Annotated in this window: 22 protein-coding genes; 16 read left to right on the top strand and 6 right to left on the bottom strand. The window is 76.1% G+C overall.

The genetic code is table 11. The features are described 5' to 3' along the window. The first annotated feature begins 11 nt into the window (after positions 1–11). The gene (gene trxA, locus PP1_RS05900) at positions 12–398 is read left to right on the top strand and encodes a thioredoxin (protein ID WP_010227663.1); all 387 of its coding nucleotides are present in this window, start codon (positions 12–14) and stop codon (positions 396–398) included. A 69-nt stretch (positions 399–467) separates the two neighbouring features. On the opposite strand, the gene PP1_RS05895 is transcribed toward trxA, so the two are convergent. Further along, positions 468–1,505 carry a zinc-dependent alcohol dehydrogenase family protein gene (locus tag PP1_RS05895; RefSeq protein ID WP_029239390.1) on the bottom strand — a complete coding sequence of 346 codons (1,038 nt, stop codon included), beginning with the start codon at positions 1,503–1,505 and terminating at the stop codon, positions 468–470. Here PP1_RS05895 and PP1_RS05890 point away from each other — a divergent pair. The 3 genes from PP1_RS05890 to PP1_RS05880 all read left to right on the top strand — a co-directional run bounded on the left by PP1_RS05890 (position 1,504) and on the right by PP1_RS05880 (position 5,146). Continuing rightward, positions 1,504–2,118, top strand: a complete 615-nt coding sequence (locus PP1_RS05890) for a type II toxin-antitoxin system PemK/MazF family toxin (protein ID WP_083697324.1) — start codon at positions 1,504–1,506, stop codon at positions 2,116–2,118. The genes PP1_RS05895 and PP1_RS05890 overlap by 2 nt on opposite strands. 12 nt (positions 2,119–2,130) lie before the next feature. Continuing rightward, positions 2,131–3,381, top strand: coding sequence for an MFS transporter (locus tag PP1_RS05885; protein WP_010227669.1), 1,251 nt, complete (start codon positions 2,131–2,133; stop codon positions 3,379–3,381). Between the two features lie 136 nt (positions 3,382–3,517). Beyond that, positions 3,518–5,146, top strand: a complete 1,629-nt coding sequence (locus PP1_RS05880) for an ABC-F family ATP-binding cassette domain-containing protein (RefSeq protein ID WP_010227671.1) — start codon at positions 3,518–3,520, stop codon at positions 5,144–5,146. Here PP1_RS05880 and PP1_RS05875 read toward each other — a convergent pair. Both PP1_RS05875 and PP1_RS05870 read right to left on the bottom strand, forming a co-directional pair. Next, positions 5,143–5,820 (bottom strand): LON peptidase substrate-binding domain-containing protein, encoded by a 678-nt coding sequence (locus PP1_RS05875; RefSeq protein ID WP_010227672.1) that lies wholly within the window; start codon positions 5,818–5,820, stop codon positions 5,143–5,145. The two genes, PP1_RS05880 and PP1_RS05875, sit on opposite strands and share 4 nt — an antisense overlap. 4 nt (positions 5,821–5,824) lie before the next feature. Further along, positions 5,825–6,541 carry an NUDIX hydrolase gene (locus tag PP1_RS05870; protein WP_010227674.1) on the bottom strand — a complete coding sequence of 239 codons (717 nt, stop codon included), beginning with the start codon at positions 6,539–6,541 and terminating at the stop codon, positions 5,825–5,827. Positions 6,542–6,709: 168 nt separating this feature from the next. Between PP1_RS05870 and nadA the strand changes: the two genes are divergently transcribed. Genes nadA through nadC form a run of 3 tightly spaced genes read left to right on the top strand, consistent with a single transcriptional unit; the run spans position 6,710 to position 10,220 of the window. Continuing rightward, entirely contained in the window at positions 6,710–7,708 is a 999-nt protein-coding gene (gene nadA / locus PP1_RS05865; protein WP_075314123.1) for a quinolinate synthase NadA, read from the top strand. Then, positions 7,705–9,306 carry an L-aspartate oxidase gene (locus PP1_RS05860; protein ID WP_075314124.1) on the top strand — a complete coding sequence of 534 codons (1,602 nt, stop codon included), beginning with the start codon at positions 7,705–7,707 and terminating at the stop codon, positions 9,304–9,306. The genes nadA and PP1_RS05860 overlap by 4 nt, the downstream gene beginning before the upstream one ends. Beyond that, positions 9,303–10,220 carry a carboxylating nicotinate-nucleotide diphosphorylase gene (gene nadC / locus PP1_RS05855; protein WP_010230967.1) on the top strand — a complete coding sequence of 306 codons (918 nt, stop codon included), beginning with the start codon at positions 9,303–9,305 and terminating at the stop codon, positions 10,218–10,220. Before PP1_RS05860 ends, nadC begins: the two co-directional genes overlap by 4 nt. A gap of 10 nt (positions 10,221–10,230) precedes the next feature. Here the strand turns inward: nadC and PP1_RS05850 are convergent, their stop codons facing one another. Continuing rightward, on the bottom strand, positions 10,231–11,442 hold the full coding sequence (locus PP1_RS05850; RefSeq protein ID WP_202796385.1) for a winged helix DNA-binding domain-containing protein: 1,212 nt from the start codon (positions 11,440–11,442) through the stop codon (positions 10,231–10,233). 168 nt (positions 11,443–11,610) lie between these two features. On the opposite strand from PP1_RS05850, the gene PP1_RS05845 reads away from it, so the two are divergent. Genes PP1_RS05845 through hisB form a run of 4 tightly spaced genes read left to right on the top strand, consistent with a single transcriptional unit; the run spans position 11,611 to position 16,181 of the window. Continuing rightward, positions 11,611–13,089: a hypothetical protein gene (locus PP1_RS05845; protein ID WP_010230973.1), complete on the top strand. Its 1,479-nt coding sequence runs from the start codon at positions 11,611–11,613 to the stop codon at positions 13,087–13,089. Positions 13,090–13,123: 34 nt separating this feature from the next. After that, positions 13,124–14,464, top strand: coding sequence for a histidinol dehydrogenase (gene hisD, locus PP1_RS05840; protein ID WP_010230975.1), 1,341 nt, complete (start codon positions 13,124–13,126; stop codon positions 14,462–14,464). Beyond that, a complete protein-coding gene (locus tag PP1_RS05835) occupies positions 14,461–15,582 on the top strand; it encodes a histidinol-phosphate transaminase (protein WP_010230978.1) in 1,122 nt (373 codons plus the stop codon). Before hisD ends, PP1_RS05835 begins: the two co-directional genes overlap by 4 nt. Continuing rightward, complete coding sequence (gene hisB / locus PP1_RS05830) at positions 15,579–16,181, top strand: imidazoleglycerol-phosphate dehydratase HisB (RefSeq protein WP_029239581.1); 603 nt, start codon at positions 15,579–15,581, stop codon at positions 16,179–16,181. The genes PP1_RS05835 and hisB overlap by 4 nt, the downstream gene beginning before the upstream one ends. Here hisB and PP1_RS05825 read toward each other — a convergent pair. Together PP1_RS05825 and PP1_RS05820 are read right to left on the bottom strand one after the other, a co-directional pair. Further along, positions 16,178–16,825: a response regulator transcription factor gene (locus PP1_RS05825; RefSeq protein WP_010230981.1), complete on the bottom strand. Its 648-nt coding sequence runs from the start codon at positions 16,823–16,825 to the stop codon at positions 16,178–16,180. The two genes, hisB and PP1_RS05825, sit on opposite strands and share 4 nt — an antisense overlap. Then, positions 16,816–18,012: a sensor histidine kinase gene (locus PP1_RS05820; protein ID WP_010230984.1), complete on the bottom strand. Its 1,197-nt coding sequence runs from the start codon at positions 18,010–18,012 to the stop codon at positions 16,816–16,818. The genes PP1_RS05825 and PP1_RS05820 overlap by 10 nt, the downstream gene beginning before the upstream one ends. Before the next feature lie 110 nt (positions 18,013–18,122). Here PP1_RS05820 and PP1_RS05815 point away from each other — a divergent pair, with 110 nt between their 5' ends. From PP1_RS05815 to PP1_RS05795, 5 genes are all read left to right on the top strand, one after another. Then, positions 18,123–18,878 (top strand): ABC transporter ATP-binding protein, encoded by a 756-nt coding sequence (locus PP1_RS05815; RefSeq protein WP_075314125.1) that lies wholly within the window; start codon positions 18,123–18,125, stop codon positions 18,876–18,878. Next, the gene (locus PP1_RS05810) at positions 18,875–21,247 is read left to right on the top strand and encodes an ABC transporter permease (protein ID WP_075314126.1); all 2,373 of its coding nucleotides are present in this window, start codon (positions 18,875–18,877) and stop codon (positions 21,245–21,247) included. Before PP1_RS05815 ends, PP1_RS05810 begins: the two co-directional genes overlap by 4 nt. 34 nt (positions 21,248–21,281) lie before the next feature. Next, entirely contained in the window at positions 21,282–21,914 is a 633-nt protein-coding gene (hisH, locus tag PP1_RS05805) for an imidazole glycerol phosphate synthase subunit HisH (RefSeq protein ID WP_010238669.1), read from the top strand. Between the two features lie 30 nt (positions 21,915–21,944). Beyond that, entirely contained in the window at positions 21,945–22,376 is a 432-nt protein-coding gene (locus tag PP1_RS05800) for a VOC family protein (RefSeq protein WP_010238666.1), read from the top strand. 641 nt (positions 22,377–23,017) lie between these two features. Continuing rightward, positions 23,018–24,670, top strand: coding sequence for an HNH endonuclease signature motif containing protein (locus tag PP1_RS05795; RefSeq protein WP_010224562.1), 1,653 nt, complete (start codon positions 23,018–23,020; stop codon positions 24,668–24,670). Positions 24,671–24,749: the final 79 nt, after the last annotated feature.

The raw sequence follows: 24,749 nt of genomic DNA, 5'->3' as shown, positions 1-24,749 counted from the left end.
TTGGAGCGACAATGGCCACCGTGGAACTGACCACCGACAACTTCAACGACGTCGTGGGCGCGCCCGGGGCGACCGTCCTGATCGACTTCTGGGCGTCCTGGTGCGGACCGTGCAAGCAGTTCGCCCCCGTCTACGACGAGGCGTCCGAGAAGCACGAGGACGTGACCTTCGGGAAGGTCGACACCGAGGCGCAGCAGGAGCTGGCCGGCGCGTTCGGGATCTCCTCGATCCCGACCGTGATGGCCGTGCGCGACGGCGTCGTCCTGTACTCGGAGCCGGGCGCACTGCCCGCCGAGGCGCTCGAGGACCTCATCGGACAGGTCAAGGGCGTCGACATGGACGAGGTCAAGGCCGCCGTCGCCGAGCAGGAGAAGCAGGAGGGCGACGGCAGCGCCTGAGGCGTCACCGACCACGAGAGGCCCCGCACACGCACGGTGTGCGGGGCCTCTCGTCCGTCCGGCCCGGGGTCAGGGCGCGATCAGCACCTTCAGCGCCTCGCGCTCGTTCATCGCGCGGTAGCCGTCCGGGACGTCGTCGAGGCCGATCGTCCGGTCGAACACCCGGCCCGGCTCGACGGTGCCGTCGAGCACGTCCGGGAGCAGCTCCTCGATGTAGGCGCGGGCCGGGGCCACCCCGCCGACGATGCCGACGTTGCGCATGAACGGGCCCACCCCGAGCGGCACGTCGGTGTACTGCGAGACGCCGACGCGGCCGACGAGACCGCCGTCGCGGGTGATGCCGACGGCGGTGCGGACCGCCTCGGCGAACCCGACGCACTCCAGTGCCGCGTGCACGCCGTCGCCGCCGGTGAGCTCGCGGACCCGCTCGATCCCCTCGTCGCCGCGCTCCGCGACGACGTCGGTGGCGCCGAACTCCCGGCCGAGGTCGGTGCGGTCGGTGTGCCTGCCGAGCAGGATGATCCGCTCCGCGCCGAGCCGGTTCGCGGCGAGCACCGCGGACAGCCCGACCGCGCCGTCCCCGACGACCGCGACCGTGTCGCCCCGCCTCACCCGCGCGGAGACGGCCGCATGGTGGCCGGTGGAGAACACGTCGGACAGCGTGAGCATCGAGGCGAGCAGCGCGTCGTCCGGCTCACCGGGCATCGGGACCAGGGTGCCGTCGGCGAACGGGACGCGGACCGCCTCGCCCTGGCCGCCGTCGGTGCCGTCGGCACCCCAGCCGCCGCCGTGCCGGCAGGAGGTCTGGAGGCCCTGCGCGCAGAAGTCGCAGGTGTTGTCGGCCCACACGAACGGTGCGACGACGAGCTGCCCCTTGCGGGTGGTCCGGACGCCCGCGCCGACCTCCTCCACGACGCCGAGGAACTCGTGCCCGATCCGCTTCCCCTCGGGGGAGTCCTCGGCCGCGTTGTACGGCCACAGGTCGCTGCCGCAGATGCAGGACCGGACGACCCGCACGATCGCGTCGGTGTCGTCGCGCAGCCGTGGGTCCGGCACGTCGGCCGAGACCCGGATGTCGTGCGTGCCGTGGATGAGCGTCGCCTTCATGCCGGGCGGATTCCCGCATGCTCCGCCGTTCATGCGTGCCCCGGCGCCGGTGATCACCCGCACGTGCGGCAGGCTGACCGGCATGGCGATCAACTGGGGCTCGGTCCTGCGCAAGGCCGCCGACGTGGCGATGCAGCTGCTGAAGGACTCGCAGAAGCAGAAGGACCGCGGCGGCCGACCGGCCCCGGCGCGGGGCGGAGGTGCCCCAGCCACGGCGCCGGTGCGCACCGCCCCCACCGGCGACCGGGCCCGCAAGGTCGCCTACGCGCCCGAGCCGGACGGTGCCGCCGACCCGGGTGAGATCGTCTGGACCTGGGTGCCCTACGAGGAGGACCCGAGCCAGGGCAAGGACCGGCCGCTGCTGGTCGTCGGGCGCTCCGGTGCGGAGCTGCTCGGGCTCATGCTGTCCAGCCAGGACCGGCGCGCCGACGACCCGGACTGGGTCGGCATCGGCTCCGGCGCCTGGGACCGGGAGGGCCGCGACTCCTACATCCGGCTCGACCGGGTGCTGGAGATCGACGAGCACGGGATCCGGCGCGAGGGCGCGGTGCTCGACCGGAGCCGGTTCGACCGGGTCGCCGACCAGCTCCGGTCGCGCTACGGCTGGAGCTGAGACACTCGGTCCGTGACCGCTGCCCGCGACGGCTCCCCGCCCCGGCCGCAGATCGGGCTGCTGCTCGCCGCGGTGTTCCTGGTCTTCCTGGGCCAGATGACGCTCAACCCCGTCATCGCCCCGCTGTCCCGCGAGGTCGGCCTGGCCGAGTGGCAGGTCGGTGTCACGATCAGCACGGCAGCCCTGATGGTCGTGCTCACCAGCCAGTCCTGGGGCCGCCGCTCGCAGTCCTGGGGCCGCAAGCCGGTGCTCGTGGGTGCGCTGGCACTGGCCACCACGTCGATGGCGCTGTTCGCGCTGGTCGCCTGGTCGGGGACGACCGGTGCGGTGACCGGGACGGGACTGTTCGTGCTGTTCGTGCTGCTGCGTGGCCTGGGGTTCGGCACCGCGATCGCCGCCGTGCCGCCGACCGCGCAGGCCTACGTCGCCGACGTCACCGCCGACGAGCGGGCCCGGGTGAAGGGCATGGCCGGCATCGGCGCGGTGCAGGGTGTCGCGATGGTGGGGGGCTCGGTCGTCGGGGGCGTGCTGTCGGTGTTCGGTGTGCTCACCCCGCTCATCGCGGTCCCGGTGCTGCTGGGTGCCGGGCTCGTCCTGGTCGCGACCCGGCTCCGGCGCGAACCGCGCGCCGAGCTGGTCGAGGAACCGGCCCGGGTGCGGCCGACCGATCCGCGGGTCTGGCCGTTCCTCCTGGCCGGGTTCGGCATGTTCACCGCGCTCGGCTTCATCCAGGTGATCACCGGGTTCCTCGTGCAGGACCGCCTGGGGCTCTCCGCGGAGGCCACCGGGCTGGTGACCGGCGGGACGCTGCTCGCCGCCGGGCTCGGCATGGTGCTCGCGCAGGCGGTCGTCGTGCCGCGCAGCGGCTGGACCGCGCCGACCCTGCTGCGGGTCGGGGGATCGGTGGCCCTCGCCGGGTTCGTCCTGCTGGTGCCGGACGCCGGCGCGGCGGCGATCGTCGTCGCGATCCTGCTCGTCGGGCTGGGGCTCGGCACCGCGATGCCGGGCTACACCGCCGGCCCGACCCTGCTCGTCGAGCGGGCGGAGCAGGGCGGGCTGGCCGGCCTGACCACCGCGACCTCCGGCCTGACCTTCGTGATCGCCCCCACCGCCGGGACCGGGCTGTACGGGATCTGGCCGCCGCTGCCGGTGCTGGTGGGTGCGGCCGTCATGGCCGCGGTGACCGCTTTCGTCCTGCTGCACCCGCGGTTCCGGCGGGTCCCCGCGGTGCCGGCCGCCGACGTCGCGAACGAGCACGGCTGACGCCCGTCGATACGGGTGGCGGCACGGGCGGCCGCCGGGATAGGCTCCCGATCATCATGAGGCTCTGACGACACCACCGACCGCGGACGCGGCACCTGCCCCTGCGGTCTCCCTCCGGTTCCTCGGAGTCGTCGTCGTGCCGTCCCTCACCGATACCCAGGCCCTCACCGCGCGCGGTGTCGTCCGTTCCTTCGCCGCCCGCGCCGGGCGCCCGCCGGTCCTCGACGGGATCGACCTCACCGCCGGTCCGGGGACCCGGGTCGGGCTGATCGGCGAGAACGGCGCCGGGAAGTCCACGCTGCTGCGGCTGCTGGCCGGCGTCGACGTCGCCGACGCCGGGACCGTGTCGGCCCCGGCCGACCTGGTGTACCTGCCGCAGGAGCCCGAGCTGTCCGCCGAGGGCACCGTCGGCGACCTGCTCGACGGCGCGCTGCGCCCGCTGCACGACGCCGTCGCCGAGCTGGAGCGGCTGGCCGCCGGGATGGCGGACGGGGCCGACGTCGGTGGGAGCTACGACCGGGTGCTCGCCTGGGCCGTCGCGCACGACGCCTGGGACGCCGACCGCCGCGCCGAGGTCACGGCCGGGACCCTCGGTGTCGCCGAGCTCGACCGGGACCGGCCGGTCGGCACGCTGTCCGGCGGGCAGCGGACCCGGCTCGCGATGGCCGCCGCCCTGGTGCGCCGCCCGGCGGCGCTGCTGCTCGACGAACCCACCAACCACCTCGACGACGCCGCCCTCGACCTGCTGGAACGCTCGCTGGTCGAGCTGTCCGGCGTCGTCGTCGCGGCCAGTCACGACCGCGCCTTCCTGGACCGGGTCTGCACCGAGCTGCTCGACCTCGACGCCGGCGCACTCGGCACCGACGGGCACGGCGGGCGCCGCTTCGGCGGCTCCTTCACCGAGTACGTCGACGCGCAGGCCGCGAGCCGCCGGCGCTGGGAGGAGCGGTTCGCCGCCCAGCAGGAGGAGATCGCGGCGCTGCGGGACCGGACGCGCACGGGTACCTCGGCGATCGCGCCGGGCCGCGGCCCGCGCGACAACGACAAGTTCATCGACAAGTTCAAGGGCGCCAACGTCGAGCGCACCCGGGCGCGGCGCGTCAACGACGCCCAGCGCCGGCTCGAGGTCGCCGAGCGCGAGGCGCTGCCGAAGCCACCGCGGCCGCTGCGGTTCTCCGGCCGGCTCACCGGTACCGACGCCGGTGACGGGCTCGCCGTGCAGGTCCGCGGTCTGCGGGTCGACGGTCGTCTGCGACTCGACCTGCTGGATCTGCCGGTGGGGGAGACGCTGCTGGTCACGGGGCCGAACGGGTCGGGGAAGTCGACGCTGCTCGCCGTGCTGCACGGCGATCTCGCGCCGACCGCGGGCACCGCGGACGTCCGCGCGCGGCGGGTCGGCCTGCTCGCCCAGGACCCCGACGTCGGACCGCCCGACCGCACCGCCCGCGACGCCTGGGCCGCGCTGCTCGGCCCGGACCTCGCCGAGCGGGTCCCGCTGAACGAGCTCGGTCTGCTGCACCCGCGTGAGCACGGCACGGCGGTGGGTGCCCTGTCCCTCGGGCAGCGACGGCGGCTGGCGCTCGCCCTCGCCGTCGCCGACGCGCCGGACCTGCTGCTGCTCGACGAGCCGACCAACCACGTGTCGCTGCGGCTGGCGGGCGAGCTGGAGGAGGCGCTCGGGACGGCGCCCGGCACCGTCGTCGTCACCTCGCACGACCGGTGGCTGCGCCGCCGCTGGTCCGGGGCGGCGCTCGCCCTCGGCTAGTTGACGCTGTGGTCGTCGGCGAAGGTGCCCTGCGGGGCCGGCACCGCGTGCAGCCGGCCGAGCAGGCCGGTCTCCCGGGCCAGCAGCCGCCGGACCTCCCGCAGCCGCTGCACCGGGGAGGTCTGCTCGAGCAGGTCCTGCCGGTCGGTCAGGGGCAGCAGGCAGTCGTCGGCGAGCAGGTGCGCGAGCTCGGCGGTGGGGGTGTCGTCGCCGGGCTCGGACCAGTCGCCGGCCCGCCACGCGGTGTCGCAGTAGCCGCGGTGCGCCGCGCGGGCGGCGTTCTCGAGCATCCGCACCAGCCGCGGGTCGTCGCCGGGCTCGTCGTCGGGCAGGAACTCGACCTCGCCGCACAGGTACTGACGGGACCCCTCGTCGACGTCGAGCAGCCGGAAGCGGCGCGCCCCCCGGGTGACGACGTCGTAGCGGCCGTCCGGCAGCCGCCGGGCGTCGAGCACGACGGCGGTGCAGCCGACCGCGTGCATCCCGGCCATCCCGGAGCGGTCCGCGGAGTGCCCCTCGCGCACGGCGACGACACCGAACTCCTTGTCGGGGACGGTCCCGGTGATCAGGTCGACGGTGAGCTGCCGGTAGCGCGGCTCGAAGATGTGCAGCGGTAGCGCCGCGCCCGGCATCAGCACCGTTCCCAGCGGGAACAGCGGGATCGTCGCGGACACCGGCTCACGGTAGTACGGCGCCGGGCACGCTGCCCGGCCGCGCGTGGGCCGGCGGGCGGAGCACGGCGAAGGCGTCGGTCACCCGCAGCGTCCGGTCGGTGAACCGGAACACCGCCGCCGGACGGCCACCGGCCCGCCCGGGCGCGGCCGTCTCACCGGTCGGGGTGAGCAGGGCCCGCCGGGTCAGGACACGCTGGAGGTTGGTCGCCGACACCCCGTGGCCGAGCGCGGCGACGTAGTGCTCGCGCAGCGCCGAGATCGTGAACTCCGCCGGGGCGAGGGCGAAGCCCAGGTTCGTGTAGGAGAGCTTGGCCTGCAGCCGGTCCCGCGCCGAGTCGACGATCGCGGCGTGGTCGAACGCGGTCGGGGGGAGCGCGTCGACCGGGTGCCAGGCCGTGTCGGCGGGCAGCTCCGGGTCGGCGTCGGAGGGGACCAGGCCGAGGAACGCGGTCGCGATCGTCCGCGGGGCCGGGGTACGGCCCGGGTCGGAGAACACCGAGAGCTGCTCGACGTGCGCGATCTCGCGGACGTCGACCTTCTCGGCGAGCTGGCGGCGCACCGAGGTCTCGACGTCCTCGTCGGCGGCCAGCCGCCCGCCGGGCAGTGCCCAGCGTCCGGCGTCGGGCGCGAGCGCCCGCTCCCACAGCAGCACCCGCAACCGCCCCTCCCGGATCCCGAGCACGGCGGCGAGCACCTCATGCAGGACCGGCGGTGACGTCACGACGGCCAGCCTAGGGGGACTGCCGGTCCGCACCGGCGGATGACGCCGGGGTGTCCTTCAGGTGAGGTCCCGGTCACCACGGAGGTGTCGGCGGCCTGCTGCCGGTGCTACGATCCGCCTAGTTTCCGCTCACTAGGCGAAAACCTGACACGGCCCGGGAGGGCGAAGATGGTTCCGACGCTCACGGCGCCCGGGTCGACCGCGGTCGACCCCGGCTGGGCGGACGAGGTCCGCGCGCTGGCCCGCCGGCGGGACGCTGTCCTGCTCGCGCACAACTACCAGCTGCCCGAGATCCAGGACGTCGCCGACCACGTGGGGGACTCGCTCGCGCTGTCCCGCATCGCGGCCGGGTCGGACGCCTCGACGATCGTCTTCTGCGGCGTCCACTTCATGGCCGAGACCGCGAAGATCCTCGCCCCGGAGAAGACGGTCCTGATCCCTGACGCGCGGGCCGGCTGCTCGCTCGCCGACTCCATCACCGCCGAGCAGCTCCGGGAGTGGAAGGCCGAGCACCCCGGCGCCGTCGTCGTGTCCTACGTCAACACGACCGCCGCGGTGAAGGCCGAGACCGACATCTGCTGCACCTCGTCGAACGCGGTCGAGGTCGTCGCGTCGATCCCGCGCGAGCGCGAGGTGCTGTTCCTGCCCGACCAGTTCCTCGGCGCGCACGTCCGCCGGGTGCTCGACCGGGCGGACATGCACGTCTGGGCGGGGGAGTGCCACGTGCACGCCGGCATCAACGGCAAGCAGCTCTCCGACCAGGCACAGGCCCACCCGGAGGCGGACCTGTTCGTGCACCCCGAGTGCGGGTGCGCGACGTCGGCGCTCTACCTCGCCGGCACCGGAGCGGTCCCCGAGGACCAGGTCAAGATCCTCTCGACCGGCGGGATGATCGAGGCGGCGCGCTCCACCGGTGCGAAGGAGGTGCTCGTCGCGACCGAGGTCGGGATGCTGCACCAGCTCCGCCGGGCCGCCCCGGAGATCGACTTCCGGGCGGTCAACGATCGCGCGTCCTGCACCTACATGAAGATGATCACCCCCGAGGCGCTGCTCCGGTCGGTCCGGGAGGGCACCGACGAGGTGCACGTCGACCCCGATCTGGCCGCGCGCGGCCGCGCCGCGGTCCGGCGCATGATCGAGATCGGGAACCCGGGGGGCGGGGAGTGACCTGGGAGGCGGGGGCCGACCTCGTCGTCGTCGGCTCCGGCGTGGCGGGCCTGACCGCCGCGCTCGACGCGGCCGCGGCCGGGCTGCGCACCGTCGTCGTCACCAAGGACGACGTCGCCGAGGGCTCCACCCGGTTCGCGCAGGGCGGGGTCGCGGTCGTGCTCGGCGACATCGCGGGCGACACGCTCGACGCGCACGTCGCCGACACCCTCGACGCCGGCGGTGGGCTCAACGACCTCGCCGCGGTCGACGCCGTCGTCCGCGGCGGCCCCGGCGCGGTGCGACGGCTGCGCGAGCGGGGCGCCCTGTTCGACGCGCACACCTCGCTCGGCCGCCTGGACCGGACCCGGGAGGGCGGCCACTCGGCGTTCCGGGTGGTGCACGCCGGCGGCGACGCCACCGGCGCGGAGATCGAGCGCGCGCTGGTCACCGCGGCCCGGTCGGCGCAGATCACCGTGCTGGACGGGCACGTCGCGGTCGACGCGGTCCGCGACCCGGACGGGCGGGTGGCCGGGCTCGCACTGCTCGACGACCGCGGCCGGGCCGGGCGGATCGCCGCCGGGGCGGTGCTGCTCGCCACCGGCGGATACGGCGGGCTGTTCGCCTCCACCACGAACCCGTCGACGGCCACCGGCGACGGTGTCGCGCTCGCCCTGCGGGCCGGGGCCACGGCGTCGGACCTGGAGTTCGTGCAGTTCCACCCGACGGTGCTCTGGGCGGGCCCGGACAGCGACTCCGCCGGACGACGACCGCTCGTCACCGAGGCCGTCCGCGGCGAGGGGGCGGTCCTGCGGGACCGCGCCGGGATCGCGTTCATGGCCGGGGTGCACCCGCTCGCCGATCTCGCCCCGCGCGACGTCGTCTCCGCGGCCATCACCCGGCGGATGGCCGAGACGGGAACCGACCGCGTGCACCTCGACGCCACCGGGATCGACGGGTTCGCCCGCCGGTTCCCGACGGTGCACGCCTCCTGCCGCGCCGTGGGCATCGACCCGCGCACCGACCCGATCCCGGTGACCCCGGCCGCGCACTACGCCTGCGGCGGGATCGTCACCGACGTCGACGGCCGGACCGGCGTGCCCGGCCTGTACGCGGCCGGCGAGGTCGCCCGCACCGGGCTGCACGGGGCGAACCGCCTGGCGTCGAACTCCCTGCTGGAGGGCCTGGTCGTGGGGGAGCGCGCGGTCCGCGCGGTGCTCGCCGACCGGCGGTCGGGCGGGGCGCGGCCGGGCGGGCGCACCGTCGAGCCGGCCCCGGCGGTGCCCGTCGCCGACCGGGGGACCGTGCAGCGCGCGATGACCCGCCACGCCGGGATCGGGCGGGACGCGACCGGTCTCGCGGCCGCGTCCGACGTGGTCGAGGCCGGCACCGTGACGGCCGTGCCGGTGGACCGGGCCGGTGTCGAGGACGCGGCGCTGACCCTGCTCGCGCAGGCGGTGCTCGCCGCCGCCGGGACCCGGCGCGAGAGCCGGGGCTGCCACGTCCGCACCGACTTCCCGGACCGCGACGACACCCACCAGCGGGCGTCGCTGCCGGTGCGGCTGGACGCGACGGGCCGGCCCGTCGTCGTCGCGGACGCCCTGGCCGGTGCGGCGTGAGCGCCGGGATCGCCGCCGGTGTCGGCGGGGTCTCCGCGATCGGGGTCCCGGACCGGGACGACCTGCTCCGCGTCGTGCGGACGGCCCTGGAGGAGGACCTGCGGTACGGCCCGGACGCCACGACCGCGGCCACCGTGCCCGCCGGTGCCGTGGCGCTCGCGTCCTTCACCCCGCGGGCCGGCGGGGTGCTCGCCGGGCTCCCGGCGGCGCTCGCCGTGCTCGACGAGGTGCTGGGCGGGGCTCCCGGCCCCGGGTACGAGGTCCTCGACGCCGCCGCCGACGGGGACCGGCTCACCGCGGGCACGCCCGCGCTGGTGGTGCGCGCCCCGGTACGTGGCCTGCTGACGGCCGAGCGCACCGCCCTCAACCTGCTCTGCCACCTGTCCGGGATCGCGACCGCGACCCGGGCCTGGGCGGACGCCGTCGACGGCACCGGCGCCGCGGTCCGGGACACCCGCAAGACCCTGCCCGGCCTGCGGCTGCTGGAGAAGTACGCGGTGCGCTGCGGCGGCGGGGTGAACCACCGGCTCGGGCTCGGCGACGCGATCCTGATCAAGGACAACCACGTCGCGGCGGCCGGGTCGGTCCCGGCCGCGCTGGCCGCGGCCCGTACCGCCGCCCCGGACCTGCCCTGCGAGGTCGAGGTCGACTCCCTCGACCAGCTCGACGAGGTGCTCGGGTTGTCGGCGGAGCTCGTCCTGCTCGACAACTTCACCGTGGCGCAGACCGCCGAGGCCGTCGCCCGGCGCGACGCGGTGGCCTCGGCGACCGGGCACCGGGCGCTGCTGGAGTCGTCCGGGGGCCTCGCCCTCGCGGTGGCCCGGGACTACGCGGTGACCGGGGTCGACTTCCTCGCCGTCGGGGGTCTGACGCACTCGGTCACCGCCCTCGATCTCGGTCTCGACCTGGGCTGATCCGCACCGCTCACGCCCCGGCCAGCAGCTCCGGCTGGACCGGGGCGGGGTAGCGGACCGAGAACCGGACGTCGCCGAGCACCGCCCGGTGGCGCTCCGCCGCGGCGGCGACGTCGTCCTCGACGCCGGGCCGGTCGTGCGCGCCGGGGAACAGCCTCGTCGCGATCGTGCCGTCCCGGCGCTGCACCCAGGTCCCGGCGATCCGGCCGTCCACCCAGATCGCGGGCCCGCCGTTGCCGTTGCGGTCGAACAGCAGCGCCGCGTCGTCCCCGGACAGGTAGTGGCCGCGGGCCTTCCAGCCCATCGTCGTCGGGTCGAGGCCGGGGAGCAGTGCCACCGACGGGCCGGGGTCGCCGACCGGCCCGAGGTCGTCGGGCAGCAGGTAGCCGGTGGCCCCGCCGTCGAGACCGACCTCGACGGCGCCGGTGTCGGCGAGCGCGGCCCTCGTGGTCGCGACCGTCCAGCCGGCCCACCACCTCAGGTCGTCCCGGGTCACCGGGCCGAACGCGCGCAGGTAGGCCCGGGCGAGGCCCGCTGCGGCGGCCCGGGCGCCCCCGGAACCGTCGTCGCCGTCGGGTACGGGGGCGGGCCCGATCCCGCCCGGGACCCAGCTCCCCGCCGTCGCCCACCGGTACTGGCCGTTGATCCAGGTGCCGGTCGGGCGGGCCCGCAGCACCCGGCCCTCGAACCCGAGGACCAGCAGCACCCGGCTGTGCGCGGGGTGGCTCCCACCCTGGATCGGGAGCTGCTGCGCGGCCAGGTCGGGCAGCGCGGCACCGACCTCGCGGGCGGTCGTCGGCCCCCGCTCCGCCAGCACCGCCAGGACCCGGGCGGCGGCGTCGGCGTACCAGGCGGCGGGATCGGCGACCCCCGCCGCGCCGACCTGGCCCATGAGGTTCCGGTACTGCACCGCGGCGACCCCGGACGTGGCGCCGTGGTGGGCCAGCGCGGCGTGCTCGTGGCCGAACACCCACAGCGTGCGGCGCATCGCGTGGTGGCGGAGCAGGACACGGTCGTCGTACAGCGCGGCGTCGACCGGGGCCAGCGACGGCGTCACCATCCGCGCCGCGGCCGACAGGTAGACGGTCACGGGATCCGTCGAGTGCAGCGCGACGAGATCGTCCGCGATCGCGGTGACGTCGTCGGTGCGGGTGTGCGGGGCGAGCCGGTGCCGGGCCACGAGCCGGGCCCGGCGCTCGTCGTCGCCCACATGGAGGTCCACGGCCCGGAGACTGCCACGCGGCACCGACAACGACCTCGGCCGCACACCGGACCGGGCTCCGGGCGGCTCGACACGAACAGGAGCGTCATTCCCGGTCGTCGCCGCCATTTTCGCACGTCATCGACGCGTCGACGTCCCACGGCGACGATTCGGTGCCAGACTCCGGACGTGCTCACCCCCACCCGGCCTCCGGAGGTGCGCCGGGGGCGGCACCGGGCGCCCGTACCGGCGCCGTCGCGGCTCCTGCCCGCCGCGCTGCCGGCCGGTGCGACCGTCCTCGCGGCCGGGGTGTTCCTGCTCGTCCGGGACGCGCTCGTGGACGACGCCTACATCACGCTCACCTACGTGCGGAACCTCGCGTTCCACGGGCACTGGGGTGCGAACCTCGACGGGATCTCCCACACCGCGACCTCGCCGCTGAACGTGCTGCTGCAGGCCGTGGTCACCGTCGTCGTGCGGGACGCGGTCGTCGCCGCCGGGATCGTGCTCGCCGGGCTCGCCGCGACCGTCACCTGGTGGTCGCAGCGCACCGGGGACCATCTCGGGTGGCCGCGCTGGACCGCGGCGCTGCCGGCCGCGCTGCTCCTGGTGAACCCGCTGCTGCTGTCGACCGTCGGGCTGGAGACCTACCTGGCGGTGACGCTGCTGGCCGGGCTGGCGTACGCGGCCGTCACCGGGCGGGTGGTGGTCGCGGGCGTCGTCTGCGGGCTGCTGACGCTGACCCGGCCGGACCTCGTCGTGGTCGCGGCCGTCGCCGCGCTCGCCGTGCCGGTGCTGCGACGCCGGCTCGCCACGGTGCTGGCGGCCGCGGTGGCCGTGTCCCTGCCCTGGTACGCGTTCTCCTGGGTGGTGCTCGGCTCGGTCGTGCCCGACACCGTGCTGTGGAAGATCGGCGACAGCTGGGGCAGGCACCACATCACCTTCACCGACGGGCTGTTCGTCTACCACGAGCGCTTCCCGGAGGCGACCGTCCTCGCCCTGCTCCCGGCGGCCGCCGGGCTGGTCGGCGGGGCGTCCTGGCTGCTCGCGCGCCGTCCCGGGGCGGTCGCGCCGGTCGTGCTGGGGCTCGGTGCCGTGGTGCACGCGGACGCGTTCGTCGTGATCGGCACCGCGCCGTACCACTGGTACTACGGGCCCGCGGTCGGCGCGCTGAGCCTGCTGGCGGCCTGGACGGTCGGGGCGCTCGCGACCGGTGTGCCCGCCGTCGTCCTCGGGGTGGTCGCGGCGGGGCTCGTCGTGGTCTCCGGCGGGTTCGACCTGCGGCACGGCACCCCGTGGACGGTCGCGCCGATCGCGACGAACCGGGCGACGACGGCGGAGTACGCGACCGTCGCCGCCGGGCTGCACGGCAAGGTCGTCTCGGCCGGTGAGCTCGGGGCGCTGGCCTACTTCTGCGCCGACCGCTGCGCGATCGACGACCCGCTGTCCGAACGGGCCCCGATGCTCGCCCGGATCGAGCAGCGACGGGCCGCCGCCGGTCCGGTGACGCGGGTGCTGCTCGACGCCAACTACCTCTTCCTGGAACCGGCGCCGTACCACCGCGGGACGACCCGGCTGGTCTCCCGGTCCGGGCACCACCCGGAGGGTGTGGACGTCGGCACCCCGTGGTCGGGTCCGGAGAACCTCCGGCTGGTGCCGGTGGGCTGAGTCGGTGTCGGCCCCCCGCCGTACGCTGGGGACCATGCTCCGCCGCCTCGACCTGCGCCCCGACGTGCCCGGTGCGCCGCTGCCCCGCCCGGCGACCCTGCGCGGGATGATGCCGCGCGCCGAGCTGGACATCGACGCCGCGCTCGACGCGGTGCGCCCCCTGGTGGAGGACGTGGCCGAGCGCGGTGCCGCCGCCGCGCTCGACGCCACGGAGCGGTTCGACAAGGTCCGCCCGGAGACCGTGCGGGTGCCGGCCGCGGCGGTCGCCGCCGCCCTGCGCGACCTCGACCCCGCGGTGCGCGAGGCACTGGAGACGTCGATCGGGCGGGCCCGCACGGTGCACGCCGACCAGCGCCGGGCCGACGTCGTGACGCAGGTGGTCCCGGGCGGCACCGTCACCGAGCGGTTCGTCCCCGTCCGCCGGGTCGGCCTCTACGCGCCCGGCGGGCTCGCGGTCTACCCGTCGTCGGTGATCATGAACGTGGTCCCGGCCCAGGCGGCGGGGGTGGAGTCGCTGGTCGTCGCCTCCCCGGCGCAGGCCGAGTTCGGCGGCCGGCCGCACCCGACGATCCTGGCCGCGGCGGCGCTGCTCGGCGTCGACGAGGTGTGGGCGGTCGGCGGCGCGCAGGCCGTGGCGCTGATGGCCCACGGCGGTACCGACACCGACGGCGCCGAGCTGGAGCCGGTCGACATGGTGACCGGGCCGGGCAACGTCTACGTCACCGCCGCGAAGCGGATGCTCCGCGGCCTGGTCGGGATCGACGCCGAGGCCGGCACCACCGAGATCGCGATCCTCGCCGACGCCACCGCCGACGCCGCGCACGTCGCCGCCGACCTGGTCTCGCAGGCCGAGCACGACCCGAACGCGGCGTCGGTGCTGGTCACGGACTCCGACGAGCTGGTCCGGCAGGTCGAGGCGGAGCTGGAGACCCGGGTCGGGGCGACCAAGCACACGGAGCGGGTCCGCACGGCGCTGACCGGCCCGCAGTCCGGCGCGATCCTGGTGTCGTCGGTCGACGACGGTGTCGCCGTCGTCGACGCCTACGCCGCGGAGCACCTGGAGATCCAGACCGCCGACGCGGCCGCCGTCGCCGCCCGGGTGCGGAACGCCGGCGCGATCTTCGTCGGGGCCTGGTCGCCGGTCTCGCTCGGCGACTACTGCGCCGGGTCCAACCACGTGCTGCCGACCGGTGGCTGCGCCCGGCACTCCGGCGGACTCTCGACCGCGACCTTCCTGCGCGGCGTGCACGTCGTCGACTACACCGAACAGGCGCTGCGCGACGTCGCGGCGCAGGTCGTGACGCTGGCCGACGCCGAGGACCTGCCCGCCCACGGCGAGGCCGTGACCGCCCGCTTCGAGGAGGCCCGGACGTGACCCCCGGTGAGAACGTCCGGCTCGACGAGCTGCCGCTGCGCGCCGACCTGCGCGGGAAGAGCCCGTACGGGGCTCCGCAGCTCGACGTCGCGATCCGGCTGAACACCAACGAGAACCCGTACCCGCCGCCGCCGGAGCTGGTGGCCGACATCGCCGCCGCCGTGGAGGAGGCCGCCCGGGAGCTGCACCGCTACCCGGACCGCGACCACGTCGCGCTCCGTGCGGACCTGGCCACCTACCTGTCCCGGCAGACCGGTGTCGAGCTGACGCGGGAGAACCTGTGGGCGGCGAACGGCTCGAACGAGATCCTGCAGCAGCTGCTGCAGGTCTTCGGCGGCCCGGGCCGCACCGCGCTCGGGTTCGTGCCGAGCTACTCGATGCACCCGATCCTCGCGTCGGGCACGCAGACCGAGTTCGTCGGTGTCCCGCGCCGCGACGACTTCACCGTCGACGTCGAGGCCGCCGTCGCGGCGCTCCGCGACCGGGCGCCGGACGTCACCTTCATCACCAGCCCGAACAACCCGACCGGGCAGTCGATCGCCCCGGAGGACCTCGCCCGCCTGGTCGACGCGGCGCCCGGGATCGTGATCGTCGACGAGGCCTACGCCGAGTTCGCCGAGGCCACCGGCCGCCCGAGCGCGACCACGCTGCTCGCGACGCACGGCCACAAGCTCGTGGTGTCGCGGACGATGAGCAAGGCGTTCGCGTTCGCCGGGGGCCGGCTCGGCTACCTCGCGGCCGCGCCCGCCGTCGTCGAGGCCTTGCAGCTGGTGCGGCTGCCGTACCACCTGTCGGTGCTGGCCCAGGCGTCGGCGCGGGCCGCGCTGCGGCACGCCGACGCCACCCTCGGCTCGGTCGCACTGCTCGCCGCCGAGCGCGACCGTGTGTCGGGGGAGCTGGCCGCCGCGGGCTACGACGTGGTGCCCAGCGACGCCAACTTCGTCCTCTTCGGCCGGTTCGCCGACGCGGGCCGCGCCTGGAAGGGATTCCTGGAGCAGGGCGTCCTCATCCGCGACAGCGGGATCCCCGAGCGGCTGCGTGTCACGCTCGGCACGCCCGAGGAGAACGACGCCTTCCTCGCCGCCGCCACCGACCTCGCCACGAAGGAGCTGCTGTGAGCAACCGAGTGGGGCGCGTCGAGCGCGTCACCAAGGAGACCCGGATCACCGTCGAGATCGACCTCGACGGCACCGGCCGCACCGAGATCGACACCAAGGTGCCGTTCTACGACCACATGCTCGACGCGTTCGGCAAGCACGGCTCGTTCGACCTGTCGGTCCACGCCGACGGCGACACCGAGATCGACGCCCACCACACCGTCGAGGACGTCGCGATCGTGCTCGGCCAGGCGATCCGGCAGGCGCTCGGCGACAAGACCGGGATCCGCCGGTTCGGCGACGCGTGGATCCCGATGGACGAGGCGCTGGCCCAGGCCGTCGTCGACGTCTCCGGGCGGCCGTACACGGTGTGCACCGGCGAACCGGAGATGATGCGCGGCTTCGTCGTCGGCGGGCACTACCCGACCGTGCTGAACAAGCACGTGTTCGAGTCGCTGGCCTTCCACGGCCACCTCGCGCTGCACGTGCGGGTGATCGACGGCCGGGACCCGCACCACATCACCGAGGCGGAGTTCAAGGCCGTCGCGCGGGCGTTGCGCGCCGCGACCGAGGCCGACCCGCGGGTCACCGGGGTGCCGTCGACCAAGGGCGCGCTCTAGGACCCCGACCGGAGCCGGGCCAGCACCGCGAGCACCCGCCGGTGCCCGGCGGTGTCGGCAGGCAGGTCGAGCTTGGTGAACACCGCGCGGACGTGCTTGTTCACCGCCGCGTCGGACAGCACGAGCGCGGCGGCGATCTCGGCGTTCGACCGGCCCTGCGCCATCAGGTCGAGCACCTCCCGCTCGCGCGGGGACAGCCGCCCGACCGGGTCCCGCCGTCGCCGGACCAGCCGCTGCACGACCTCCGGGTCGAGCACGGTCCCGCCGGCGGCCACCCGCTCGGCGGCGGTCGCGAAACCGGTCACGTCGGCGACCCGGTCCTTCAGCAGGTAGCCGACGCCCGCGCCGTCGCCGGTGTCGAGCAGCGCCTCCGCCGCGACCGGCTCGACGTACTGGGACAGCACCAGCACCGGCAGGCCGGGATCGGCGGTCCGCAGACCGACGGCGGCGCGCAGGCCGTCGTCGGTGTGGTCCGGTGGCATCCGGACGTCGGTCAGCACGAGGTCCGGCCGGTCCCGCCGGACCGCGCCGAGCAGCGCCGGGGCGTCGGCGACGGCGGCGACGACGGTGTGGGAGAACCGCTCCAGCAGGGCGACGAGCCCCTCCCGCATGAGGACGGCGTCCTCGGCGACGATCACGCGCACGGCAGCTCCACCCGCAGCAGGGTCGGGCCGCCGGGAGGACTGGAGAGCCGCACCCGTCCGCCCGCGAGCGCGACCCGCTCGGCCAGCCCGGTGAGACCGGACCCGCTCCCGGGGTCGGCGCCGCCGCGGCCGTCGTCGCGGACCTCGAGGACGAGCTGGTCGGCGTGCCGACGCCCGGTGACCGTCGCCGACCGGGCCCCGCTGTGCCGGGCGGTGTTGGTCAGGGCCTCGACGAGGACGAAGTACGCGGTCGTCGCGACCCGCGGCGGCAGCAGGCCCGCCGGTCGCAGGTCGACCTCGGTCGGCACCGGGCAGCGCGCCGCGTGGTCCTCCACGGCGGCGGCCAGCCCGTCGTCGGCGAGGGTCCGCGGGTCGAGCCCGCGGACGAGGTCGCGCAGCTCGGCGAGCGCGAGCCCGAGCTGGTCGCGGGCGTCGTCCAACCGGGCCGCCGCGGGGGAACCGTCGGCGGCGTCGAGGCGGGCCAGCCCGAGTGTCACCCCGAGCGCGACGAGCCGTTGCTGCGCACCGTCGTGCAGGTCCCGCTCGATCCGGGCGCGCTCGGTCTCGAACGCGCCGATCAGCCGCCGGGTGGCGACGTCGGCGATCCCCGGCCCCAGCTCGGCGCCACGCGGACCGAGGACGGTGCGGGTCAGCGCGGCCCGCGCACCGGCCCAGGCGGTCACCGTCCACGGCGCCGCGAGGAGCAGCAGGACACCGACGATCACCAGCGGCCACGCCGCCGGGTCGTCGACGGGGGAGAGGGCCAGCAGCACCGGCAGGACGAGGGAGAAGCCGAGGACGCAGGCGTCCAGCGCGGCCAGTCCGGTCGCGACGAGCAGCGCGAACCCGACCTCCCGCCAGGTGACGGCGGCCCGCCACCACGGCCCGGGCGGGCGGGGCGGCGCGGGCAGCGGCTCGTCGTCGACCAGCCGCAGCCGCCGTCGTTCCAGTGCCGCCAGCGGCCGTCCTGCCGACAGGACGGCCAGGACCAGCAGCGATCCGGTGCCGACGGCGAGCGCCGGCCCACCCAGTACCAGTCCGGAGCCGGGCACCGCGAACGCGCCCAGCACGACGGCGCCGAGTGCCGCTCCGGTGACGAGGTAGCCGAGCGAGCGCCACGGCCACGGCGTCGCGAGGAACCGCAGCGGCTGCTGGTCCATCGCCTGCCAGGCCGTCGCGATCCGCACACCCCGCAACGTAGGAGATCGCGGCGCCGCGCGCGGTAGTGCCAGGGCTACCTCCGCTCTCCCGTGCGGGTGACCGCGCCCGGCCCGGTCGCCGGGGTCTGCTCGGGAGCATGACCCCTCCTCTCGAACTGCGGGCCGTCCGCCGGGTGCACTCCGGCGCCGGTCCCGCGGTCGCCGCCCTCGACGGCGTCGACCTCACCCTGCGTCCCGGGACCCTCACCGCGGTGATGGGGCCGTCCGGCTCCGGCAAGTCGACGCTGCTGCACTGCGCGGCCGGGCTCGACGTGCCGACGTCGGGCCACGTGCTGCTCGACGGCACCGACCTCGGTGCGCTGTCCGAACGCAGCCGCACGCTGCTGCGCCGCGAACGGATCGGGTTCGTGTTCCAGGCGTTCAACCTGGTCACCTCGCTGACGGCCGCGCAGAACGTGGCACTGCCCGCGCGGCTCGCGCGGCGGCGCGTCTCCCGGGACGCGGTGACGGCGGCCCTGGACGAGGTCGGGCTCGCCGACCGCGCCGGGCACCGCCCCGCACAGCTGTCCGGGGGGCAGCAGCAGCGGGTCGCGATCGCCCGCGCCCTGCTGTCCCGCCCGGCGACGGTGTTCGCCGACGAGCCGACCGGCGCGCTCGACTCGACGTCGTCGGCGCAGGTCCTGGGGCTGCTGCGGCGGTGCACCGACGTGGCCGGGGTGACGACGTTGATGGTCACCCACGATCCGGCGGCCGCGGCCTGGGCGGACGAGGTGGTGGTCCTGCGCGACGGTCGCGTGCACGAGCGGTTCGGCGTCCCGGGCCGGTCGGGGGACGGGGACACGGCCACCGGGATCGCCCGCCGCGTCGCGGGGCGTGCGGGTGCCGTCCGATGATCGCCGCGGCGAACCTGCGGGTCCGGTGGCGGGAGCTGCTCGCGACGGTGCTCGCCGTCGCCGTCGGGGTGGGGCTGCTCGGCGCGGTACTGCTGGCCGCCGGGGCCGCCCGGCCGCCGGTGCAGGAGCGGCTCTCGGCGACGTCGGCGCTGGTCGTCCCGCCCCGGGTCGCGGAGTCCCGGACCCCGCGGTCCGACGGACGGGTCCCGTGGCCGTCGGCCGGGGCCGCCGCCGTCGCCGACCGGCTGGGCGCGACCCCGGGGACGACGGCGGTGCCCGACCGGTCGTTCCCCGCCGTCCCGATGCCGGGCGGCATCCCGGCCGGGGACCCGGAGGACCGGGAGGGCGGGCACGGCACCGCGAGCCTCGCGCTCGGCGGGTACCGGATCGTCGCGGGCGGGTCGCCGTCGGTTCCCGGCGAGGCCGTCGTCGGGGCGGACCTGGGCCTGCGCCCCGGTGCGGAGCTGCCGGTGCTGTTCGCCGACGCCGTCCGCCCGGTCCGGGTCACCGGCGTCACCGACGGCCCCGGGGTGTACCTGACCGACGCGGAGGCGGCCCGGCTCGCGCCCGGTGTCCGGACGATCGGGGTGCTCGGCCCGGTGCCGTCGGCGTCGCAGGTCCCGCCCGGCGCGGCGGTGCTGACCGGCGACGACCGCGGCGCCGTCGAGCCGGTGCAGGACTCCCGCGTCCGGTACCGCGGCGACCAGCTGCTCGCCGTGCTCGGCCTGCTGACCGGGGTGACGACGGTCGTCGTCGGGTCGGCGGCGCTGTCCACCGCGGTCGCCGGGCGGCGGCGCGAGCTCGGGCTGCTGCGCGCGGTCGGTGCCACGCCCGGCCAGGTCCGGCGGGTGGTGCTGGGGGAGGCCACGCTGGTCGGGGCCGCGGGTGCGGCGCTGGGAACGGCGCTCGCGGCCGCGCTCGGGACGGCGCTGTACCGGGCGCTCGTCGCGGTGGACGCCGCGCGGCCGATCGGGTCCGTGCCGGTGACGCCGGGGCCGCTGCTCGTCGCGGCCACGGCGGGGATCGTGCTGGCGCTCGGCGGTGGCCTCGCCGCGTCGAGGACGGCGGCGCGCGCGGTGCCGCTGGACGCCGTCACCGACCGCGGTCCCGCCGGCCGGGCCGGACGGCCGCGGCTGGTCACCGGGCTCGTCGTCGCGGTCGGCGGCGGGGTACTCGCGGTGCTCACCGCCGGTGCGGAGGGCGACGGCCGGATCGGGCTCGCGCTGGCGGCCGGGGCGGTGCTCGTGGTGGCCGCGGCGCTGCTGGCGCCCGCGGTGATCGCGCTTCCCGGTGGGCTCGCCGCCGTCCCGTCCCGAGGCGCACGAGCCCGTGGCTCCGGGCCGCTGTCCGGAGGGGCCGTGCCGGGCCTCGTGCGGGCCGGGCTCACCGCCGCACCGGCGCGGTCGGCGGCGGTGGCGGCACCGGCCGTCGTCGCGGTCGGGTTCGCGGTCCTGATCGGCGGCCTGGTCGACACGATGGCGGCGGCCTACCCGGCGCAGCGGACCGCGGTGCTGGCCGGCAGCGTCGCCGTCGAACAGGCAGGAGCGCCGGGGATGCCGGACACCACCGCCCGCGCGCTGTCCGTCCCCGGCGCGCGGATCCCGCTGCCGACCGTGCTGGTGCTGCGCGGCCCGGCCGGTCCGACCGCGGTGGACGCCGTCGGCACCGCCGACACCGCGCTCGTCCGGCCGGGGGAGGTGGTGCTCTCCGAGCCGGTCGCGGCCGGCCTCGGGGTGGTGGCGGGTGACGTGCTGCCCGTCCGGTTCGCCGACGGCAGCGACCCGGCGCTGCGGGTCTCCCGGGTGCTGCCACCGGACGAGCGGCGCGGGGACGTCGCCGTCGCACGGGACGACGTCCGTGCGCACGACCCGGCCGCGCTCACGGACACGGCGTTCCTCCCCTCGGACGCCGTGCCGGATCCGCCGCCGGCGGGCGTCACCGTGCGGGACGCGCGGTCCTACGCCCTGGCCGACTACGCCGTCGACGCCCAGCTCACCGACGCGCTCGCCGCGCTGCTCGTCGCCGTCTCGTCCGGTTACGGAGGGCTGGCCGTCGTGAACGGCATCGCGGCCGCCGCCCGCTCCCGCCGTCCCGACCTCGCGGTGCTCGCCGCGGCCGGTGCGACGCCCGGGCAGCGGATCGCGGTGGCCGCGGCCGAGGCGGGCGCCGCGACGCTCGTCGGGGTCGTGCTGGGCGTCGCGGTCACCGTCGCGCCGCTCCTGGCGGTCGCGTCGGGGCTGTCGGTCGCGACCGGCGCACCGGTCGCGGTGGTGATCGGTCCCGGGACCGTTGCCCTGGCCGCCGGGGCCTGCCTGGCGGCGGCGGCCGGGACGTCGGCCGTCGTCACGGCCCGCGCCGGGCGGTCCTGACGGTCGGCCACGGACCGGCGACTATCCTGGCCCGGTGACACGGATCGTCGTCCTCGACTACGGCTCGGGAAACCTCCGCTCCGCCGAACGGGCGCTGGAACGCGTCGGCGCGGACGTCACCGTCACGTCCGACTTCGACGCCGCGGTCGAGGCCGACGGGCTCGTCGTCCCGGGCGTCGGTGCGTTCGCGGCCTGCATGAAGGGTCTGCACGAGGTCCGCGGCCCGCAGATCATCGGCAGGCGCCTGGCCGGGGGACGGCCGGTGCTCGGCATCTGTGTCGGGATGCAGGTGATGTTCGAGCGCGGCGTCGAGTTCGGCGAGGACACCGAGGGCTGCGGCGAGTGGCCCGGGACCGTGGAGCGGATCCAGGCCGACGTCCTGCCGCACATGGGCTGGAACACCGTGCGGGTCCCCGACGGCAGCACCCTGTTCGCCGGGCTGGACGACGCGACCCGCTTCTACTTCGTGCACTCGTTCGGTGTGCGACGGTGGGAGCTGCAGGAGTCGCACGCGATCGCCCCGCCGAAGGTCACCTGGACCCACCACGGCGAGGACGTCGTCGCGGCCGTCGAGAACGGGCCGCTCACGGCCACGCAGTTCCACCCGGAGAAGTCCGGCGACGCCGGGGCGACCGTGCTGGAGAACTGGCTGACGTCCGTCGGCTGAGCGGACCCGGTGAGAGGGGATGATCGAGCCGTGCTGCTGAGCGGGGTCGACCACATCGCCACCCTGACCCACGATCCCCGGCGCCTCGGGGCCTTCTACGAGGCGGTGTTCGACGCCGAGATCGGGCCGACCCGGTCGCACGGGCAGGACGCCGAGGAGACGATGACGGTGATGCGGATCGGTCCGCACACCGAGCTCAACGTGTTCACCGTGCCCGGCAGCGACGAGGCCGACCGCCAGACCCCGATGTGGCACCGCGGGCGGCTGGACCACGTCGGTCTGCGGGCGTCGTCGTACGCGGCGTTCGCGACGATCCGGGAGCGGCTGATGGCGCACCGCGCCTCGGACGGCACGGTCAACGACTTCGGCGCGGCCTTCAGCATGTTCTTCCGCGACCCCGACGGTCTCGAGGGCGAGGTGCTCGTCCCCAAGGCGGCCGACGGGTCGCACCCCGTCGGCTGACACCGGCGGGCGCGGGCTCCCGGGCCACCCGCCGCGCGCGTTCCCGCCTGCCGGTGCGGCTCGCCGGCCCGGCCGCGCACCGGTGTGCCTGCCCGCGGTATCGCTCGTCGCACGCGTCCGGGCTCGCTCGTGTCGTGACTGTGTCGCCGACGCCGTCGCCGCTCCGCCGGTGACCAGCGGTCTCGCCGGTTCCGCGGGGACGGTGAGAAGTGCGGGATCGCGCCTCCGATCGGCGGGCCGCGCCTTTTCGCCGACGGGGCTCGCCCGGCTCGGGCGGTGGGCGGGTGGGCCGTCGCGGGATCGACCACGGAGCTGCAGCCTGCCTCGGTGCTGGGTCCGCCTGGGTGTTCTGGCGTGTTGTGGTGCTGGGTCTGGCGTGGTGCCCGGTCGGCCTCGGTGTTCTGGCGTTTTGTGGTGCTGGGTTCGGCGTGGTGCCCGGTCGGCCTCGGTGTCCCGGCACGCGCGGTGCCCGGCCCGCCGCGGTCCCCGGCCCGCCGCCGTGCCCCGGCCCGCCCCGGTGGCACAGCCCGTCGGCACCATGGCCCGCCGCGGGTCGATCGGGCCGAGCGGTCGTGTCCTTGCGCCGGATGGGCTCAGGTTCTTCTAGAGGGGACTGTCACGGCACCGGTAGAATCGAACACATGGTCGATCTGGACGGCGATCTCGTCTCGCTGGACGCGGTACTCGCCGACCCGTGCCCACACGGGATGCCCCGCAGTCTGTGTGCGCGGCTGTGCGGCGACGACGAGCCGTGGGCGGCGACGGTGCACCGGGACCGGCCGGTGGGGCACGGGTTGGCGTTGGAGTGCCAGACCGCGGGTGGCATGGCCGACCTGCTCTCCGACGAGCAGGTGCTCGCCGTGGTCGAAGGGGCAGAGCGGATGGTGCGCTGGGCCTCGGCGTTGCGGACCCGGATGCTGGGTGAGTTCGCGTCCCGGCACCCGGCGGGGTCGCGCGCGGCGCCACCGGACGCGGATCCGCGAGTAGTGTGCGAGGTCTCGCGGTGGTTGCCGGACCAGGTCGCGCTGGTCCTGGGCGTGAGCCGGGACCAGGCGCGGGGCCTGCTGGGGGAGGCGTTGCGGTTCCGGCAGGTGCTGCCGCGGACGCTGTCGACGTGGGAGTCGGGGGAGATCGACGAGCGCCTCGCGTGCGCGATCGGCGACGCCACCGCCGTGTTGTCCGACGAGCTCGCCCGGGAGGTCGAGGATCGGATCCTGGCCGGTGCACCGGGGACGCCGTACCGGCTGCTGCGGGACCGACTGCGTCGCGCGATCGCGCGGGCCGATCCCGACGGCGCCCGGGTCCGGCACGAGCGGGCGAAGGCGGACCGGCGGATGTCGATCAGTCGTGGCGACGAGGGGATGGCCTCGTTGTGGCTGGGCGGCACGGCGGAGCAGACCGAGGCGTCGTGGCGGTGCGTGGACCGGCTGGCCCGGTCGCTCGGCACGGACGATCCGCGGACGTTGGACCAGCGGCGGGTCGACCTGGCCCACCAGCTGTTGCAGGGCACGCTGTCGGTGACCGACCTGGGCAGCGTCTGCGCCGCGGTCGAGGGCGAGCTCGGCAGGGCGGGTGCCGAGGCGGTGTCGGTCGGTGAGGCGGTGTCGGTCGGTGAGGCGGCGTCGGTCACCGAGGCGGTGGTCCGGGCGCTCGCGGCGAAGCCGGATCCGTCCGACGTGATCGGGCGCAAGCCGTTGATCCAGGTCGTGGTCTCCCTCGACACCCTGCTCGGGGCGGATCGGCCGGCGGAGCTGGTCGGGCACGGTCCGATCCCGGCGGTCACCGCTCGCGCGCTGGCCGCGGGCGGGGTGTGGCAGCGGCTGGTGACCGATCCGTTGTCGGGCGTGTGCCTGGACCACGGGCGCAGCACCTACCACCCGCCGGAGGGTCTGGCCGACTTCGTGCGGTCGCGGGACGGGACGTGCCGCGGCCCGTCGTGCACCCGGCCGATCCGGGACCTGGATCACCTGGTGCCGTGGGCCGCAGGCGGACCGACGAGCGCGGCGAACCTGCACGGACTGTGCCTGGGGCATCACAAGCTGAAGGACGTGCCGGGCTGGCAGGTCCTGGCCGGGCCGGACGGCGCGTTGACCTGGATCAGCCCGTGCGGCTGGTCGGAGACCTCGCGCCCGGCGGACTACCGGCACTTCACCGATCCGCTCGAGCCGAGTTCGGAGACGATCGGGGGGTCGGCTATGACGACCTCCGACGGTCCGGCCGACCGGACGACCTGCCCGGGCGCCGACGGGCCGGGAGACGGGACAGGGGATCCGTTCCAGGGCCCGCCTTTCTGACCAGGTACGTCCGGTAGACGCGGACGACCGGTCGGTCCACGGATGTGAGCCGCCGGTCCGAATGGTGTGAGCCGGGGTG

Source organism: Pseudonocardia sp. P1 (assembly GCF_000178675.2).
Lineage (GTDB): Bacteria > Actinomycetota > Actinomycetes > Mycobacteriales > Pseudonocardiaceae > Pseudonocardia.
Note: the sequence above shows the minus strand (reverse complement) of the source record. Positions and strands in the feature narration are given on the sequence as shown.

Coding starts and splice junctions, on each gene's coding strand:
- PP1_RS05815 (WP_075314125.1), top strand. CDS start 18,123: ATGACCCCTCCTCTCGAACTGCGGGCCGTCCGCCGGGTGCACTCCGGC.
- PP1_RS05895 (WP_029239390.1), bottom strand. CDS start 1,505: ATGAAGGCGACGCTCATCCACGGCACGCACGACATCCGGGTCTCGGCC.
- PP1_RS05810 (WP_075314126.1), top strand. CDS start 18,875: ATGATCGCCGCGGCGAACCTGCGGGTCCGGTGGCGGGAGCTGCTCGCG.
- hisD (WP_010230975.1), top strand. CDS start 13,124: ATGCTCCGCCGCCTCGACCTGCGCCCCGACGTGCCCGGTGCGCCGCTG.
- nadA (WP_075314123.1), top strand. CDS start 6,710: ATGGTTCCGACGCTCACGGCGCCCGGGTCGACCGCGGTCGACCCCGGC.
- trxA (WP_010227663.1), top strand. CDS start 12: ATGGCCACCGTGGAACTGACCACCGACAACTTCAACGACGTCGTGGGC.
- PP1_RS05890 (WP_083697324.1), top strand. CDS start 1,504: ATGCCGGGCGGATTCCCGCATGCTCCGCCGTTCATGCGTGCCCCGGCG.
- PP1_RS05795 (WP_010224562.1), top strand. CDS start 23,018: ATGGTCGATCTGGACGGCGATCTCGTCTCGCTGGACGCGGTACTCGCC.